At 72.3% G+C, this 13,583-nt stretch carries 12 protein-coding genes and 1 riboswitch; of the genes, 7 read left to right on the top strand and 5 right to left on the bottom strand.

The window, feature by feature from the left end:
* Positions 1-229: 229 nt before the first annotated feature.
* Positions 230-1,270: a carbohydrate-binding protein gene (locus KGS77_RS13860; RefSeq protein WP_242581375.1), complete on the top strand. Its 1,041-nt coding sequence runs from the start codon at positions 230-232 to the stop codon at positions 1,268-1,270.
* A 101-nt stretch (positions 1,271-1,371) separates the two neighbouring features.
* On the opposite strand, the gene KGS77_RS13855 is transcribed toward KGS77_RS13860, so the two are convergent.
* The 3 genes from KGS77_RS13855 to KGS77_RS13845 all read right to left on the bottom strand — a co-directional run bounded on the left by KGS77_RS13855 (position 1,372) and on the right by KGS77_RS13845 (position 4,907).
* The gene (locus KGS77_RS13855) at positions 1,372-2,301 is read right to left on the bottom strand and encodes a 1-phosphofructokinase family hexose kinase (RefSeq protein WP_242581373.1); all 930 of its coding nucleotides are present in this window, start codon (positions 2,299-2,301) and stop codon (positions 1,372-1,374) included.
* 390 nt (positions 2,302-2,691) lie between these two features.
* Positions 2,692-3,975 carry an N-acetylglucosamine-6-phosphate deacetylase gene (gene nagA / locus KGS77_RS13850; RefSeq protein WP_242581371.1) on the bottom strand — a complete coding sequence of 428 codons (1,284 nt, stop codon included), beginning with the start codon at positions 3,973-3,975 and terminating at the stop codon, positions 2,692-2,694.
* On the bottom strand, positions 3,975-4,907 hold the full coding sequence (locus tag KGS77_RS13845; RefSeq protein WP_242581369.1) for an ROK family protein: 933 nt from the start codon (positions 4,905-4,907) through the stop codon (positions 3,975-3,977). Before KGS77_RS13845 ends, nagA begins: the two co-directional genes overlap by 1 nt.
* A gap of 338 nt (positions 4,908-5,245) precedes the next feature.
* Between KGS77_RS13845 and KGS77_RS13840 the strand changes: the two genes are divergently transcribed.
* The 3 genes from KGS77_RS13840 to otsB all read left to right on the top strand — a co-directional run bounded on the left by KGS77_RS13840 (position 5,246) and on the right by otsB (position 7,858).
* A complete protein-coding gene (locus tag KGS77_RS13840) occupies positions 5,246-6,517 on the top strand; it encodes an extracellular solute-binding protein (protein WP_242587461.1) in 1,272 nt (423 codons plus the stop codon).
* 89 nt (positions 6,518-6,606) lie between these two features.
* Positions 6,607-6,879 (top strand): DUF3263 domain-containing protein, encoded by a 273-nt coding sequence (locus KGS77_RS13835; protein ID WP_242581367.1) that lies wholly within the window; start codon positions 6,607-6,609, stop codon positions 6,877-6,879.
* Between the two features lie 112 nt (positions 6,880-6,991).
* Entirely contained in the window at positions 6,992-7,858 is an 867-nt protein-coding gene (gene otsB, locus KGS77_RS13830; RefSeq protein ID WP_242581365.1) for a trehalose-phosphatase, read from the top strand.
* A gap of 123 nt (positions 7,859-7,981) precedes the next feature.
* Here the strand turns inward: otsB and KGS77_RS13825 are convergent, their stop codons facing one another.
* Together KGS77_RS13825 and KGS77_RS13820 are read right to left on the bottom strand one after the other, a co-directional pair.
* Entirely contained in the window at positions 7,982-9,463 is a 1,482-nt protein-coding gene (locus KGS77_RS13825) for a trehalose-6-phosphate synthase (RefSeq protein ID WP_242581363.1), read from the bottom strand.
* 233 nt (positions 9,464-9,696) lie between these two features.
* Positions 9,697-10,650, bottom strand: coding sequence for a glucosyl-3-phosphoglycerate synthase (locus tag KGS77_RS13820; RefSeq protein ID WP_242581361.1), 954 nt, complete (start codon positions 10,648-10,650; stop codon positions 9,697-9,699).
* A gap of 156 nt (positions 10,651-10,806) precedes the next feature.
* Positions 10,807-10,961, top strand: a riboswitch (SAM riboswitch).
* 17 nt (positions 10,962-10,978) lie between these two features.
* On the opposite strand from KGS77_RS13820, the gene thrC reads away from it, so the two are divergent.
* The 3 genes from thrC to KGS77_RS13805 all read left to right on the top strand — a co-directional run bounded on the left by thrC (position 10,979) and on the right by KGS77_RS13805 (position 13,475).
* Complete coding sequence (thrC, locus tag KGS77_RS13815; RefSeq protein ID WP_242581359.1) at positions 10,979-12,322, top strand: threonine synthase; 1,344 nt, start codon at positions 10,979-10,981, stop codon at positions 12,320-12,322.
* Between the two features lie 208 nt (positions 12,323-12,530).
* The gene (locus KGS77_RS13810; protein ID WP_242581357.1) at positions 12,531-12,809 is read left to right on the top strand and encodes a MoaD/ThiS family protein; all 279 of its coding nucleotides are present in this window, start codon (positions 12,531-12,533) and stop codon (positions 12,807-12,809) included.
* 462 nt (positions 12,810-13,271) lie between these two features.
* Positions 13,272-13,475 carry a cold-shock protein gene (locus KGS77_RS13805; protein ID WP_005315736.1) on the top strand — a complete coding sequence of 68 codons (204 nt, stop codon included), beginning with the start codon at positions 13,272-13,274 and terminating at the stop codon, positions 13,473-13,475.
* The last annotated feature ends 108 nt before the right edge of the window (positions 13,476-13,583 follow it).

The following is a 13,583-nucleotide window of genomic DNA, read 5'->3' as shown; positions in this document are numbered from 1 at the left end:
GGGTGGTGGACCCGGTGGCGATCGGGTGGCGGACCCGCGGCCCCCGATCTGTAGCGATCCTGTGGCCTTTCGGACCCCCCGTGCCGTCCCCCGAACGGGGTAGGCTGCGCCGATGCGGCGAGGCTGCCGCAGGCCGCGGGCAGGCAGCCGTACGGCAGCCGGGAAACGGCACGCGGCAGCCGGGAAACAGCACGCGCAACGCGTACAGATCGCTGGGGAGTGACACGCAATGACGGCCGGCAACAACGGCGCGGGCACGCCGGAGAACGACGACCCGTTCGCCTACCTCTACCGCTCCGAGGGCGGCGAGGACGGCGCACAGGGCTCGACGGGCGCCGGCACCGCACCGCGGCAGCCGGGCGTTCCGCGGACCTCGTACAACCAGGTGCGGGCGGTCGGCGAGCGCAAGTACGGCGGCGGTCAGCAGGCCCAGGGGCAGACCTACGGCGGCCAGCAGCAGTACGCCGGGCCGCAGCAGCCGGGGCAGCAGCAGTACGGAGGCCCCCAGACCGTCCAGGCGCCGTACGCCGCCCAGGGCCCGTACGGCCGGCAGAACGCCCACTACGCCGCGCCCGAGACCCTCCCGGGCGGCAACCGCCCCGCCCCGCCCCCCGGCCACAACGCCCAGGCCGGTGCTCCCCGCCGCAGCCACAAGGGTCTGCTGATCGGCGCGGTGGCGGTGGTCGTCGCGGTCTGCGTCGGCATCGGCGTCGCGATGGTCGCCAACAGCGACTCCAAGAAGGACGAGGCGGGCAAGCAGCCCGACACCACGGCCGGCGAGTCGTCGGCCGCCCCGAGCACCTCCTCGTCCGCCAATCCCTCGCCCTCGGCCTCCCCCAGCGCCCTGCCCAAGCTCGACGCGGGCAGCCTGCAACTGGGGGGCGGCGCCACCACCTCCAAGGACGTCAAGGGCGCCCGCTCGGAGGGCGGTGTGTCCGTCGGCAACATGAACGTGCCCGGCGCGTCGGCCACGTGGTCCCTGGAGGTCCCCAAGCCCGGCCCGTACACGGTCTTCGTGGGCTACACCGTCCCGGGCAAGGACGCCGACGCCACGCTCACGGTCAACGGCAAGGTCAGCCCGCGCCCGATCCGTATGCAGAACTGGGCCCACGCGGGCGAGGGCAAGTGGGAGTCGGGCTGGACCAAGACCTACGTCTGGGTCGACCTGAGCAGCGGCAAGAACGCCGTCAAGGTCTCCTGCGAGCAGGGGAACAAATGTGAGTTCAACCTGGACAAGGTGTGGCTGAAGGCCGGTCACGTCACCAACTAGGGCCGGACGCGCCACCAGCTAGGACCGGGCACGTCAGTGGTCAGGACCAGGCCCCCAGGACCGGCCAGGCCCGGACATGTCACCCACCGGTGCCGGAACGTTCACGCCGCCGTCGGACGGTCCGTCACCACGACGCGGTGCAGCAGGTCCTCATAGGTGGCCCGGTCGAACTCGCCCGCCGCCGGGGCCCGTACGGTGGCGGCGGACAGGGCCACCGCGCGGGCCAGCCGGTCCGGCCAGGGCAGTCCCTCCACCAGGCCGGAGAGCAGCCCGGCCACCGCGGAGTCCCCGGCCCCCGTAGGGTTGCCCGCGATGCGCTGCGGCGGGGCGGCCTGCCAGGCGCCGTCCGCGGTGACCGCGAGCATGCCCCGGGCGCCCAGCGACGCGGCCACGGCGTGGGCGCCGCGGCGGCGGGCGTCGCGGGCGGCGCGCAGCGGCTCGGTGGAGCCGGTCAGGGCGGCGAGTTCGTCGGCGTTGGGCTTGGCCAGGTCCGGGCGGGCGGCCAGCCCCCGGCGCAGCGGTTCGCCGCTGGTGTCCAGCAGTACGGGCACGCCGGCCGTACGGGCACCGCGCACCAGACGCGCGTAGACGTCCACCGGGACGCCCGGCGGGAGGCTGCCGCACAGCGCCACCGCCCGCGCCCGCGCCAGCAGTTCCCGGTAGCGGGCCAGGAAGGTGTCCCATTCGGCGGTGGTGACGGTCGGCCCCGGCTCGTTGAGCTGCGTGGTGTCGCCGGTGGAGGCGTCCACGACGGCGACGGTGCGCCGGGTGGCGCCGCCGACCGGCACCAGCGCGTCGGTCACCTCCGCCTCCTGCGCGAGCAGTGAGCGCAGCGCCTCGCCGGTGCCGCCGCCCGCGAAGCCGGTGACCACGGCCTCGTGCCCGAGCGCGGCCAGCACGCGGGCGACGTTCAGGCCCTTGCCGCCGGGGCGTTCGATGACCTCGGTGACGCGGTGGGTGGTGTGCGGGCACAGGCGCGGCACGCGGTAGGTGATGTCGAGGGCCGCGTTCAGCGTGACCGTGAGGATCATGAGTGGTTCCCCCTCCCGCGCAGAGGCCGTAAGGCTCTGGTCGTGCCGATCTCAGGACATGACGCGCTGTCCGGACCGTCGGGCGGCCTGACCGGCCGGCGCGCGGTCCGGCCGCACGGTCACGGCGCGGCCGTACGGCCGGAATCCGTACGTACGAGTGATACCCGTGCGTACGAATCGAGACGCTTACGTACGAGCCGAGATTCCGACGTACGCGTCGAAATCCCGATGTACGGTCCGAGACCCTGACGTACGGGTCCAGATCCTGACGTACGAGTCGCGCCCCGGTCGTGCGGGCCGCGGCCCGGACAAGTGCGCGAGCGATCATGCCATCGAACACGGTGGTTGGCCCAGAGTGCCGGGCCGACCACCGTCGCGGAAGCCGAACAATCAGCCCAGTTGGGGCCGGACCACCCACGCGCCCCTGCGCATCACGCCCACCAGGTCGTACGAGCCGTCCAGGACCACCAGGTCGGCGTCCTTGCCGGTCTCGATCGAGCCGGTCCGGCCGTCGATGCCCAGCAGCCGGGCGGGGTTGGCCGACAGGGCCCGTACGGCCTGGCCGACGGTCAGCCCGTCGACGGTCAGGGCGCGCTTGAAGGCCCGGTCCAAGGTGAGGGTGGAGCCCGCGATCGAGCCGGCCGTCGGGCCCTGGCTGATCCGGGCGACGCCGTCCTTGACCTCGACGGTCATCGGGCCGAGCGGGTACATGCCGTCACTCATGCCGGCCGCGCCCATCGCGTCGGTGATGAAGGCGACGCGGTCGGCGCCCGCGGTGCGGAAGGCCATCTCCAGGACGGCCGGGTGCAGATGCGTACCGTCGTTGATCAGCTCGACGGTGATCCGCTCGTCCTCCAGGAGGGCGACGACCGGGCCGGGGGAGCGGTGGCCGAGCGCCGGCATGGCGTTGAACAGGTGGGTCGCGACGGTGGCGCCCGCGTCGATGGCCTCGCGTGCGGCCTCGTACGTGGAGTCGGTGTGGCCGACGGCCGCGATCACTCCGGCGTCGGCGAGCAGCCGTACGGACTCCAGGCCGCCGGGCAGCTCCGGGGCCAGCGTCATCATCTTCGCGGTGCCACGGGCGGCGTCCACGAGCTTGCGGACGTCGGCGGGGTCGGGGTCGCGCAGCAGGCCGGGCTGGTGGGCGCCGCAGCGGTGCGGGGAGATGAAGGGGCCCTCGAAGTGGATGCCGGCCAGGTCGCCCTGCTCGACCAGTTCGGACAGGACGGCGGCCTGCCGGGTCAGGTCGTCCAGGTCGCCGGTGACGGTCGAGGCGGCCATGGAGGTGGTGCCGTGGCTGCGGTGGGTCCGGGCGACCTTCAGGCACTCCTCGGGGTCGGCGGAGGAGAAGGAGCCGCCGCCTCCGCCGTGGACGTGCAGGTCGACGAAGCCGGGGACGATCAGGTGCCCGGCCAGGTCCAGGGTGGTGGCGGGAGCTTCCTCGGGGGAAACGGCGGGTGCCTGCCGGGTGTCCGGAGACGGCCGGGCGTCCGACGGCTCCCGTACGTCCGTACGCCGCCGGTCGCCGTCGGGCTGCCGGATACCGGCGATACGGGTGCCCTCGACCGTGATCCATGCGTCCTGGACGACCCCGGTCGGCAGCGCCACCCGGGCACCGGTCAGGACGGTCCGACGCGGACTCGGGGGGTGTTCCCCGGACTGTTGCAGCGCCATCAGGCAGTTACCTCCGTGGAGAGAAGATCCCAGGCGAGCAGTCCCGCGCCCAGGCAACCGGCGGCGTCCCCGAGGGCTGCCGGAACGATCAGGGGGAGCCGCTGGAAGGTCAGCCGGGTACGGACCGCCTCCCGCAGCGGAAGGAAGAGGGTCTCGCCCGCCTCGGCGAGCCCGCCGCCGATGATCAGACAGTGCGGGTCGAGCAGCGTCAGCCCGGTGACCAGCCCGTCGGCGAGGGCGTCCACGGCCTCCTGCCACACGGCCAGCGCGCGCTCGTCACCCGAGGCGACGGCCTTGGCGGCGTCCACCGCGGTCGCCTCGGGGTCCGCGCAGGCCGCCGCCCAGGCGCGGCCGACCGCGGCGGCCGAGGCCACGGTCTCCAGGCAGCCGCGCTGTCCGCAGCCGCACAGGGCGCCTTCGGGCCGTACGACGATGTGGCCGATCTCGCCCGCGCTGCCGTGCGCCCCGGCCTCGATACGGCCGTCGATGCCGATGGCGCCCGCGATGCCGGTGCCCAGCGGTACGAACAGGAAGCGCCCGGCGCCGCGGCCCGCGCCGATCCGGCCCTCCGCCAGGCCCCCGGTCCGTACGTCGTGGCCCAGGGCGACGGGCACGTTGCCCAGCCGCTCGGACAGCAGGGACCGCATCGGTACGTCGCGCCAGCCGAGGTTGGCGGAGTAGACGGCGATGCCGTCGGTCTCGTCGACGATGCCGGGCACCGCGACGCCGGCGGCCTCCGCGGCCGTCCCGAACCGTTCCTGACCGATGGCGCGCAGGTCGGCGGCGAATCCGAGGACGGCCTCGACCACCGCGTCCGGGCCGCGCTCGCGGCCGGTGGGGCGCCGGGCCTCGTACAGGAGCGTGCCGTCCGAGCCCACCAGGGCGGCCTTCATGCCGGTGCCGCCCACATCGAGGGCGATGACGTGTCTCACGGGAACAGTTTCGCGCGATGAGCCATGAAAGGTCTAGTCCACTCGCGGGCGGGTGCCCCGGCGGATGGCGTGACCGGGGTGCTGACCGGCGCGTACGGGAGCGCGGGCGGGCGCGCAAAGGGGTGTACGGAGGCGTACGGATGCGTACGGGAGGAGGCCGGGCGGCCCGGAGAGGCGGCGAGCGAGAGGGCGATACCCAAGTGATCGGTTGGGTGGTGTAGACCTTGTGATGGTAATCAGGAGGGTCTCGCGGCTCATGCCGGCAGGAAACAGCCCCTCCGGGCCCCGGGAAAACCCCGACAAGCAACGAACATTCAGGACAAAAGGCGGTAATGGCAGTGCAGCGGCGGTACTTGAGCCTGGCAGCGGTGGGACTCTCCACGGCCATGACGCTGACCCTCTCCGCCTGCGGCAGCGGCTCGGGCGACGGCGGAGACGTCACCCTCAAGCTGGTCGCGGCGGATTACGGTGACAACGCATCCAACTCCTCCAAGCACTACTGGGACAAGCTCCGCCGCGCGTTCGAGGCCGAGAACCCCGGCATCAAGGTCGACGTCGAGGTCTATAGCTGGAAGGACGTCGACAAGAAGGTCGAGGACATGGTCAAGGCCGGCCAGGCGCCGGACATGGCCCAGATCGGCGCGTACGCGGACTACGCCGCCCAGGGCAAGCTCTACAGCGCCGACCAGATCCTCTCCATCCCCGTCCAGGCGGATTTCCAGCCCTCCCTGGCGTCGGCGGGCGAGTACCAGCGGCGTCAGTACGGCATGCCCTTCGGCGCCAGCACCCGCCGTCTCTTCTACAACAAGAAGCTCTTCGCCCAGGCCGGGATCACCGACACCCCGGAGTCCTGGGAGGACATCGCCCGCGACGCCGCCCGCCTGAAGGCCAAGGGCGTGAAGATGCCGTACGCGCTGCCGCTCGGCCCGGAGGAGACCCAGGCCGAGACGCTGCTGTGGATGCTCAGCGGCGGCGGCAACTACACCGACAGCATCGGCAAGTACACGATCGACTCGCCGGAGAACGTCAAGACCTTCGAGTGGGTGAAGAAGGAACTGGTCGGCAAGGGCCTGACCGGTGTGGCGCCGGCCAAGCTCAACCGCCAGGAGGCGTTCGACGCGTTCGCGGCCGGTGACGTCGGCATGCTCAACGGCCACCCGACCCTGATGAAGCAGGCCGAGGACAAGGGCATCGACTACGGCACCGTCGACCTGCCGGGCGTCAACGGCAAGGCGAAGTCCACCATGGGCGTCACGGACTGGATGATGGCCTTCAAGAAGAACGGCCACCGCGACCAGGTCGGCAAGTTCCTGGACTACGTCTACAACGAGAAGAACGTCCTGACGTTCTCCGGCGACTACGGGCTGCTGCCGGTCACCGTCTCCGCGTCCCAGGCCATGGCGGCCGACAACAAGTACGCCAAGCTGCACAGCTTCCTCAAGCAGCTCGGCGGCGCCGAGTTCTACCCGGCCGACAAGATCTCCTGGCCGCTGGTCAGCAAGACCATCAAGGCGAAGATGGGCGGGGCGGTCGGCCCCAACGGCAACCCGGCCGGTGTGCTCGCCGACATCCAGAACATGGCGGACGAAAAGGACAACACCGGCAAGTGACGGTGACGGCGCCGGGCCGCACGGCGCCGGCCTGCGGCATCGCCGGGCGCCCGGCGATGTCGTACCGGCGGATTATCGTGGGAGACGTGATGACGAGCGGCAGGGGAAGCGGGGAGCGCGGCGACGCCGCCGGTACGGCTCCGCTGACCGCCCAGGACGAGGCCGTACTCGGCGTCGAGCGCCGCTCCTGGGCGGGCCCCGGCGTGAAGGAACGCGTCATCCGCGAGCGCCTGGGCATCTCCCCGACGCGGTACTACCAGCTCCTGAACGCCCTGCTGGACGACCCGCGGGCGCTCGCCCACGACCCGGTCACCGTCAACCGGCTGCGCCGCCTGCGCGAAGCCCGGCGCGGCCGGCGCTGAGCGCTCCGGGCCGTACGGCCCGGCGGTGAAACGGCCGGCCGTCGCAGCCGCCGCGACCGGATGACACCGTGCGCCCGGCATGCGCCCGCACTCCACCGGTAATGTCAATGGCATGGGCAGCCCCCCGAATCTCTTGCCGACGCCGGTCACCTCCGCGGGTCAGGACGGACTCGCCGAGGTGCTGGACCGACCCGGGCGCGCGGTGATCGCCCTCGACTTCGACGGCACGCTCGCCGGCATCGTGCCCGACCCCGAGAAGGCCCGCGCCCACCCCGGCGCCGTGCCCGCCCTCGCCCGGCTCGCGCCCCTGCTGCGCTCGGTGGCGGTGATCACCGGCCGTCCGGCCGGGGTCGCCGTGCGCCTCGGCGGCTTCGCGGGCGTGGCCGGCCTGGAACACCTCGTCGTCCTCGGTCATTACGGGGCCGAGCGCTGGGACGCCGTCAGCGGCACCGTACAGGCGCCGGCGCCGCACCCCGGCGTCGCCGCCATACAGGCCGAACTGCCCGGCGTCCTGGACCGGTCGGGCGCCTGGCACGGCGTATGGGTCGAGGACAAGGGCCGCGCCATCGCCGTCCACACCCGCCGGGCCGAGGACCCGCAGGCCGCCTTCGAGGTGCTGCGGGCGCCGCTGTACGAGCTCGCCGAGCGGCACGGCCTGATCGTCGAGCCCGGCCGGCTGGTGCTGGAGCTGCGCCCGCCGGGCATGGACAAGGGGGTCGCGCTGGCCGAGTACGTACGCGAGGTGGGCGCGACCTCGGTCCTGTACGCCGGCGACGACCTAGGTGACCTGGCGGCCTTCGCCGCCGTGGAGAAGCTGCGGTCGGACGGCCTGGCCGGGGTGCTGGTGTGCAGCGGGAGCGCGGAGGTCACCGAACTGGCCGACCGGGCCGACCTGGTGGTCGACGGGCCGCCGGGCGTCATCGCCCTGCTGACCGCCCTCTCGGACCGGCTGGGCGCACCCCGGGCCGCAGACAACTGATCGGCGGGCGGCGGCGCCGCGACGGCCGGTGGCGGTGCCGTGTCGGCCGTCGCCGGTGCCGCGACGGCCGTCGGCAGTGCTGCTGCGGCCGGCAGTGGTGCCGCGACGGTTGCCGGGCGCCGCTCAGCTCCCCGTCAGGGCGTGCAACTGGTCCAGGAACCACTGGGCGGGCGGCAGTACGGTGGCTGCCGCCGCCAGCCTCTTGGTGCGTTCGGCCCGCTCGCCGTCCTCCATGCTCAGTGCCTCGTGGAGCGCGCGGGCGGTGCCGTTGACGTCGTACGGGTTGACCGTGATCGCGTCCTCGCGCAGCTCCTCGTACGCGCCGGCCTCGCGGGAGAGGACCAGCGCGCAGCCCCTCTCCGACACCACCGGTACCTCCTTGGCCACCAGGTTCATGCCGTCCCGGACCGGGTTGACCAGCGCCACGTCCGCGAGCCGGTAGGCGGCCAGCGAGCGCGCGAAGTCGTCCTTCACGTGGAGTACGACGGGCTGCCAGTCGGGTGTGCCGTACTCGGAGTTGATGGCGTCGGCCAGTTGTCCCACCCGCGCCGTGTAGTCGCGGTAGACGGACAGGTCCTGCCGTGAGGGGTAGGCGAAGGCGACATGCACCACCCGGCCGTGCCACTGGGGGTGCCCGGCCAGCAGACGGCGGTAGGCCAGCAGGCCGCGCACGATGTTCTTGGACAGTTCCGTACGGTCCACCCGCACGATCGTCCTGCGGCCCGGCCCGATCTGCTCGCGCAGCGCCGCCAGCCGCTCGTCGACGTCCGGCCGGTGGGCGCGCTCCCGCAGGAACTCCGCGTCCGCGCCGAGGCCGTGCACCCCCAGCCGGGTCGTGCGCCCCTCGTACGTGACGCTCAGCTCCCCGGCTCCGTCCCCGTTCCCGTCTCCGCCCTCGCGCGTGACCTCCGCGCCCAGCACCGTACGGCAGCAGTCCGCGAACGCCTCGGCCCACCGCCGCGTCAGGAAACCGGCCCGGTCGCCGCCCAGCACCCCGAGCAGCACCTGCGCCGCCACATCGTCCGGCAGCATCCGGAAGGTGTCCACGGGCGCCCACGGCGTATGCGAGAAATGGGAGATCCGCAGGTCGGGGCGGCGTTCGCGGAGCATGCCCGGGACCAGGGTCAGGTGGTAGTCCTGTACGAGGACGGCCGCGCCGGGTGCCGCCTCCTGCGCCAGCGCGTCGGCGAAGGCCGCGTTGTACGCCTCGTAGGACGCCCACTGGGCGCGGAAGCCGTCGTCGAAGACCGGCTCCAAGGGCGTCTGGTACAGCAGGTGATGGACGAACCACAGGACGGAGTTGGCGATGCCGTTGTAGGCGTCGCCGAAGACGTCCGCGGGTATGTCCAGCATCCGGACCTGCTGGCCGCCGGTGTCCTCGGTGTCCAGCCGGCCGCCCGCCCGCCGCGCGGCCTCGCGGTCGCCGTCACCGAGCGCGGCGCAGACCCATACCGCGCCCGCGTCCGGCCCGATGGCGGACAGCCCGGAGACCAGTCCGCCGCCGCCGCGTCTGGCGGTCAGCGCCCCTTTCTCGTCCAGGGCATACGAAACGGGGCCGCGGTTGGACGCGACGAGGACCTGGGCACCAGCACGCTCGGAGACCATGCCGCGAGACTAACCCGCGACAGATCCGCTCAAACGTGCGGAAGCAAAGCCGGGACGGGGAGGTGAGGGCGCGCGGGGGCGTACCCCCGGCGCCCGGCGCACATCCCGTACTCCTCCGCACGCGCCACGCCCGTTTCCCGGGCGTCACGCTCATCCATCGGGCGCCACCCCTGGCCACCGTGCACCATGCGCGCCCACCGGGCGCCATCCCGCGCCCGCCGTGCCCCGCCGGGTCAGGCCGCCCGGCGCTCCGCGTACTCCGGGATCTCGATCATCGGCGGCCGTTCCTCGGTGTCCACGTCGACGGTACGGGGTATGAACCCGCTCTCGCCCCGGTCGAACTGGGTGAGCCGGGGGCGCACCAAATGGCCGCGGGTCAGCCGCAGTTGCGCCGTACGGTAGATCGCCGCCGCCATCCGGCCCAGCGCCTGGCCGTCCTGGTGGCGGTGCTTGCGCACGCCCACGTCCACCTGGGCCAGTGCGTCCAGCCCGGCCGTGTGCAGGGCGTCGACGAGCAGCCCCAGCTCCACCCCGTACCCGACGGGGAAGGGCAGTTGCTCCAGCAGCGAGCGGCGCACCGCGTACTCCCCGCCCAACGGCTGGACGAACCCCGCCAGTTGCGGCCAGTGCAGATTGAGCAGCGGGCGGGCCACCAGCTCCGTGACCCGGCCGCCCTGGCCCGCCGCCCCGGCCAGCGGCCGGTCGTACATCGCCTTGACGAACTGGACGCCGGGGTCGGTGAGCAGCGGCCCGACGATGCCCGACACGAATGTGGCCGAGAAGTCGCGCAGGTCGGCGTCGATGAAGCAGACGATGTCGCCCCGGGTGGCCAGCAGCGAGCGCCACAGCACCTCGCCCTTGCCGGGCAGGGCCGGCAGCCGCGGCAGCACGTCGTCGCGGTGCACCACGCGGGCCCCGGCCCCGGCCGCGACGTGCGCCGTACGGTCGGTGGAGCCCGAGTCCAGCACGACCAGCTCGTCCACGAGCGGGGCCGCCGGCGTCATCAGCTCGCGGCGGATCGTGGCGACGATCTCACCGACCGTCTCCTCCTCGTTCAGCGCGGGCAGCACCACGCTCACCGTCCCGCCGCTCACCATCGCGCTCTTCGCGGCCAGAAGCTGGTCGAGCGGGCGGTCGGCGGCGGACCAGGAGCGGCTGCTGAGCCAGCGCTCCACCTCTTCCAGCACTGCGGACTCCTCGGTGTGTTCCTCTGTGATCCATCTCGCGGTGCGGACGACCGTCTCGGCCGTCCGCCCCTTCGGTTACAGTCTTGAACAACGCGCATGGCCGCCGCATGTCGGGGTCGCCGCGCGACAAACGCCTGGGTCCGCCCAGCGCCATACCGCTCATCCAGAGGGGCAGAGGGACACGGCCCGTTGAAGCCCCGGCAACCCTCCAGCCGGTCTCCGTCGCCGCCAGTGCGCGGCCCGCGAGGCTCCCGGCTAGGGAAGGTGCCAAATCCGTCTCGTGGCGAGATGCGCCGCGAGGAAGATGAGGAGAAAGGGCCTCGCCTCCATGGCTGTGCAGTCTGTTGAAAGCACCACCGACTCCGCCGTCCCCGCCGGATCCACTGTCTCCCCCGGCTCCGCCGGATCCACCGACTCCGCCGTCTCCCTGGGCCCCGCCGTCGCGCTGACCTGCCGCGAGTGCGGGGAGCGCGTCGGGCTCGGGCCGGTCTTCGCCTGCGCGGTCTGCTTCGGGCCGCTGGAGGTGGCGTACGAGCTGCCGGCCGGCGACCCGGAGGGCCTCAGGAAGCGCATCGAGGCCGGGCCGCACAACATCTGGCGGTACGCGCCGCTGCTGCCCGTGCCGGCCGACGTGGCGGACCACCCCAACCTGAACCCGGGCCTGACCAAGCTGGTCAAGGCCGACAACCTGGCCCGCGAGCTGGGCGTCACCGGCGGCCTGTACGTCAAGGACGACTCCGGCAATCCCACGCACTCCTTCAAGGACCGGGTGGTGGCCATCGCCGTCGAGGCCGCCCGCGCCTTCGGCTACACCACCCTGTCCTGCTCCTCCACGGGCAACCTGGCGGGCGCGGTCGGCGCCGCCGCGGCCCGGGCCGGCTTCCGCTCGTGTGTCTTCATCCCGCACGACCTGGAGGCCGGCAAGGTCGTGATGGCCGCGGTCTACGGCGGCGAGCTGGTCGGCATCGAGGGCACGTACGACGACGTGAACCGCTTCTGCTCGGAGCTGATCGGCGACCCGCTGGGCGAGGGCTGGGGCTTCGTCAACGTCAACCTGCGCCCGTACTACGGGGAGGGTTCCAAGACCCTGGCGTACGAGATCTGCGAGCAGCTCGGCTGGCGGCTGCCGGACCAGATCGTGATCCCGATCGCCTCCGGCTCCCAGCTCACGAAGATCGACAAGGGGCTGAAGGAGCTGATCGCGCTGGGGCTGGTCGAGGACCGGCCGTACAAGATCTTCGGCGCGCAGGCCGCGGGCTGCTCGCCGGTCTCCGCGGCCTTCAAGGCGGGCCACGACGTCGTACGGCCGCAGAAGCCGGACACCATCGCCAAGTCGCTGGCCATCGGCAACCCGGCGGACGGCCCGTACGTGCTGGACATCGCCCGGCGCACCGGCGGCGCGGTCGAGGACGTGAACGACACGCAGATCGTGGACGCGATCAAGCTGCTGGCCCGTACGGAGGGGATCTTCGCGGAGACCGCGGGCGGGGTGACGGTGGGCGTGACGAAGAAGCTCATCGAGGACGGCGTGCTGGACCCCACGCTGACCACCGTGGTCCTCAACACCGGCGACGGCCTGAAGACCCTGGACGCGGTGGCGCCGACCACCGGGCCCACCGCCACGATCCGGCCGAGCCTGGAGGCGTTCCGCGCCGCGGGCCTGGCCGGCTGAGCCGGCGTACGAGACCGACCGCGAGCACTGCGATCACCGCGTCTGCCGCGATCGCCGCGTCTGCCGCGACCACCGCGACTACGCGGCGTCGAAGCCGCCGCCCGAACTTGTACCTGAACCCGTACGGGAACCCAGACGTGAACCCCTGCGTGAACCCGTACGTCCCCGAGCTTTTCCCAAGCCGCTGGAAGCTGGAAGGCAGGACCCCATGAGCGTCAACGTTCGCATCCCCACCATCCTCCGTACGTACACCGGCGGCCGGGCCGAGGTGAGTGCCGAGGGCGCCACCCTCTCCGAGGTGATCGCCGACCTGGAGAAGAACCACGAGGGCATCGCGGCCCGCGTCCTGGACGACACCGGCAAGCTGCGCCGCTTCGTCAACGTCTATGTCAACGACGACGACGTGCGGTTCGAGCAGGGCCTCCAGACGCCGACGCCGGAGGGGGCGGGCGTCTCGATCATCCCGGCGGTGGCCGGCGGCTGCTGAGCCCGCCCCGTACGCCGTCCAGGGACCGTCCGTTCCCCGGACCGCCCGTCCCCGGAACTGCCCCGTCCGCCGAGAAGCGGATGGGGCAGTTCCGTGTTGTTAAAGGCGATACAGTTGGGGCGCTCCCTGACCGCAAGCGTGTGGAACACGTATGAGAACGCGACGAGTTGTGCCCGAAGTGTGCATATGAATTGTCGCGTTGGTGAGCTATGCCCGGCCCGACTTGCCGTGGAATATCCCTAGTTCGGGCGACATAAGCGATTGTTCGACAGCGGAATTCTCGTCCGATTGACCTGTTGCTCTGGGCAGTGGTGCAGATACATTCAGCGGCGGTCGACGCGTTCCGGCGCACACCCCAGGGCCTTCCCATGTCGCCTGGCATAGGGGACCGCCGGGGGTGAGGTCTGACCCGGGTCCGCGGAGTGCGGTCCTGTGCAAGGGCCAGTAATAGGGGAGTTAGGCATGGCTCAGGGCACCGTCAAGTGGTTCAACGCGGAGAAGGGGTACGGCTTCATCGCGGTCGACGGTGGTGCGGATGTATTCGTCCACTACAGCGCGATTCAGATGGACGGCTACCGCACCCTTGAAGAGGGTCAGCGGGTGGAGTTCGAGATCTCGCAGGGCCAGAAGGGGCCGCAGGCGGACATGGTCAAGCTCGCCGTCTGATCTCGGCGCATCGGCCACCGGCACACTCACGCCGAAGGGCCCGTACCCATGGGGTACGGGCCCTTCGTGCGTGCGCGCCCCGATGAGCCCCGGGAGCCGGTCCGCTTC

This window comes from Streptomyces sp. MST-110588 (assembly GCF_022695595.1).
In the GTDB taxonomy this organism is placed as follows: domain Bacteria; phylum Actinomycetota; class Actinomycetes; order Streptomycetales; family Streptomycetaceae; genus Streptomyces.
Note: the sequence above shows the minus strand (reverse complement) of the source record. Positions and strands in the feature narration are given on the sequence as shown.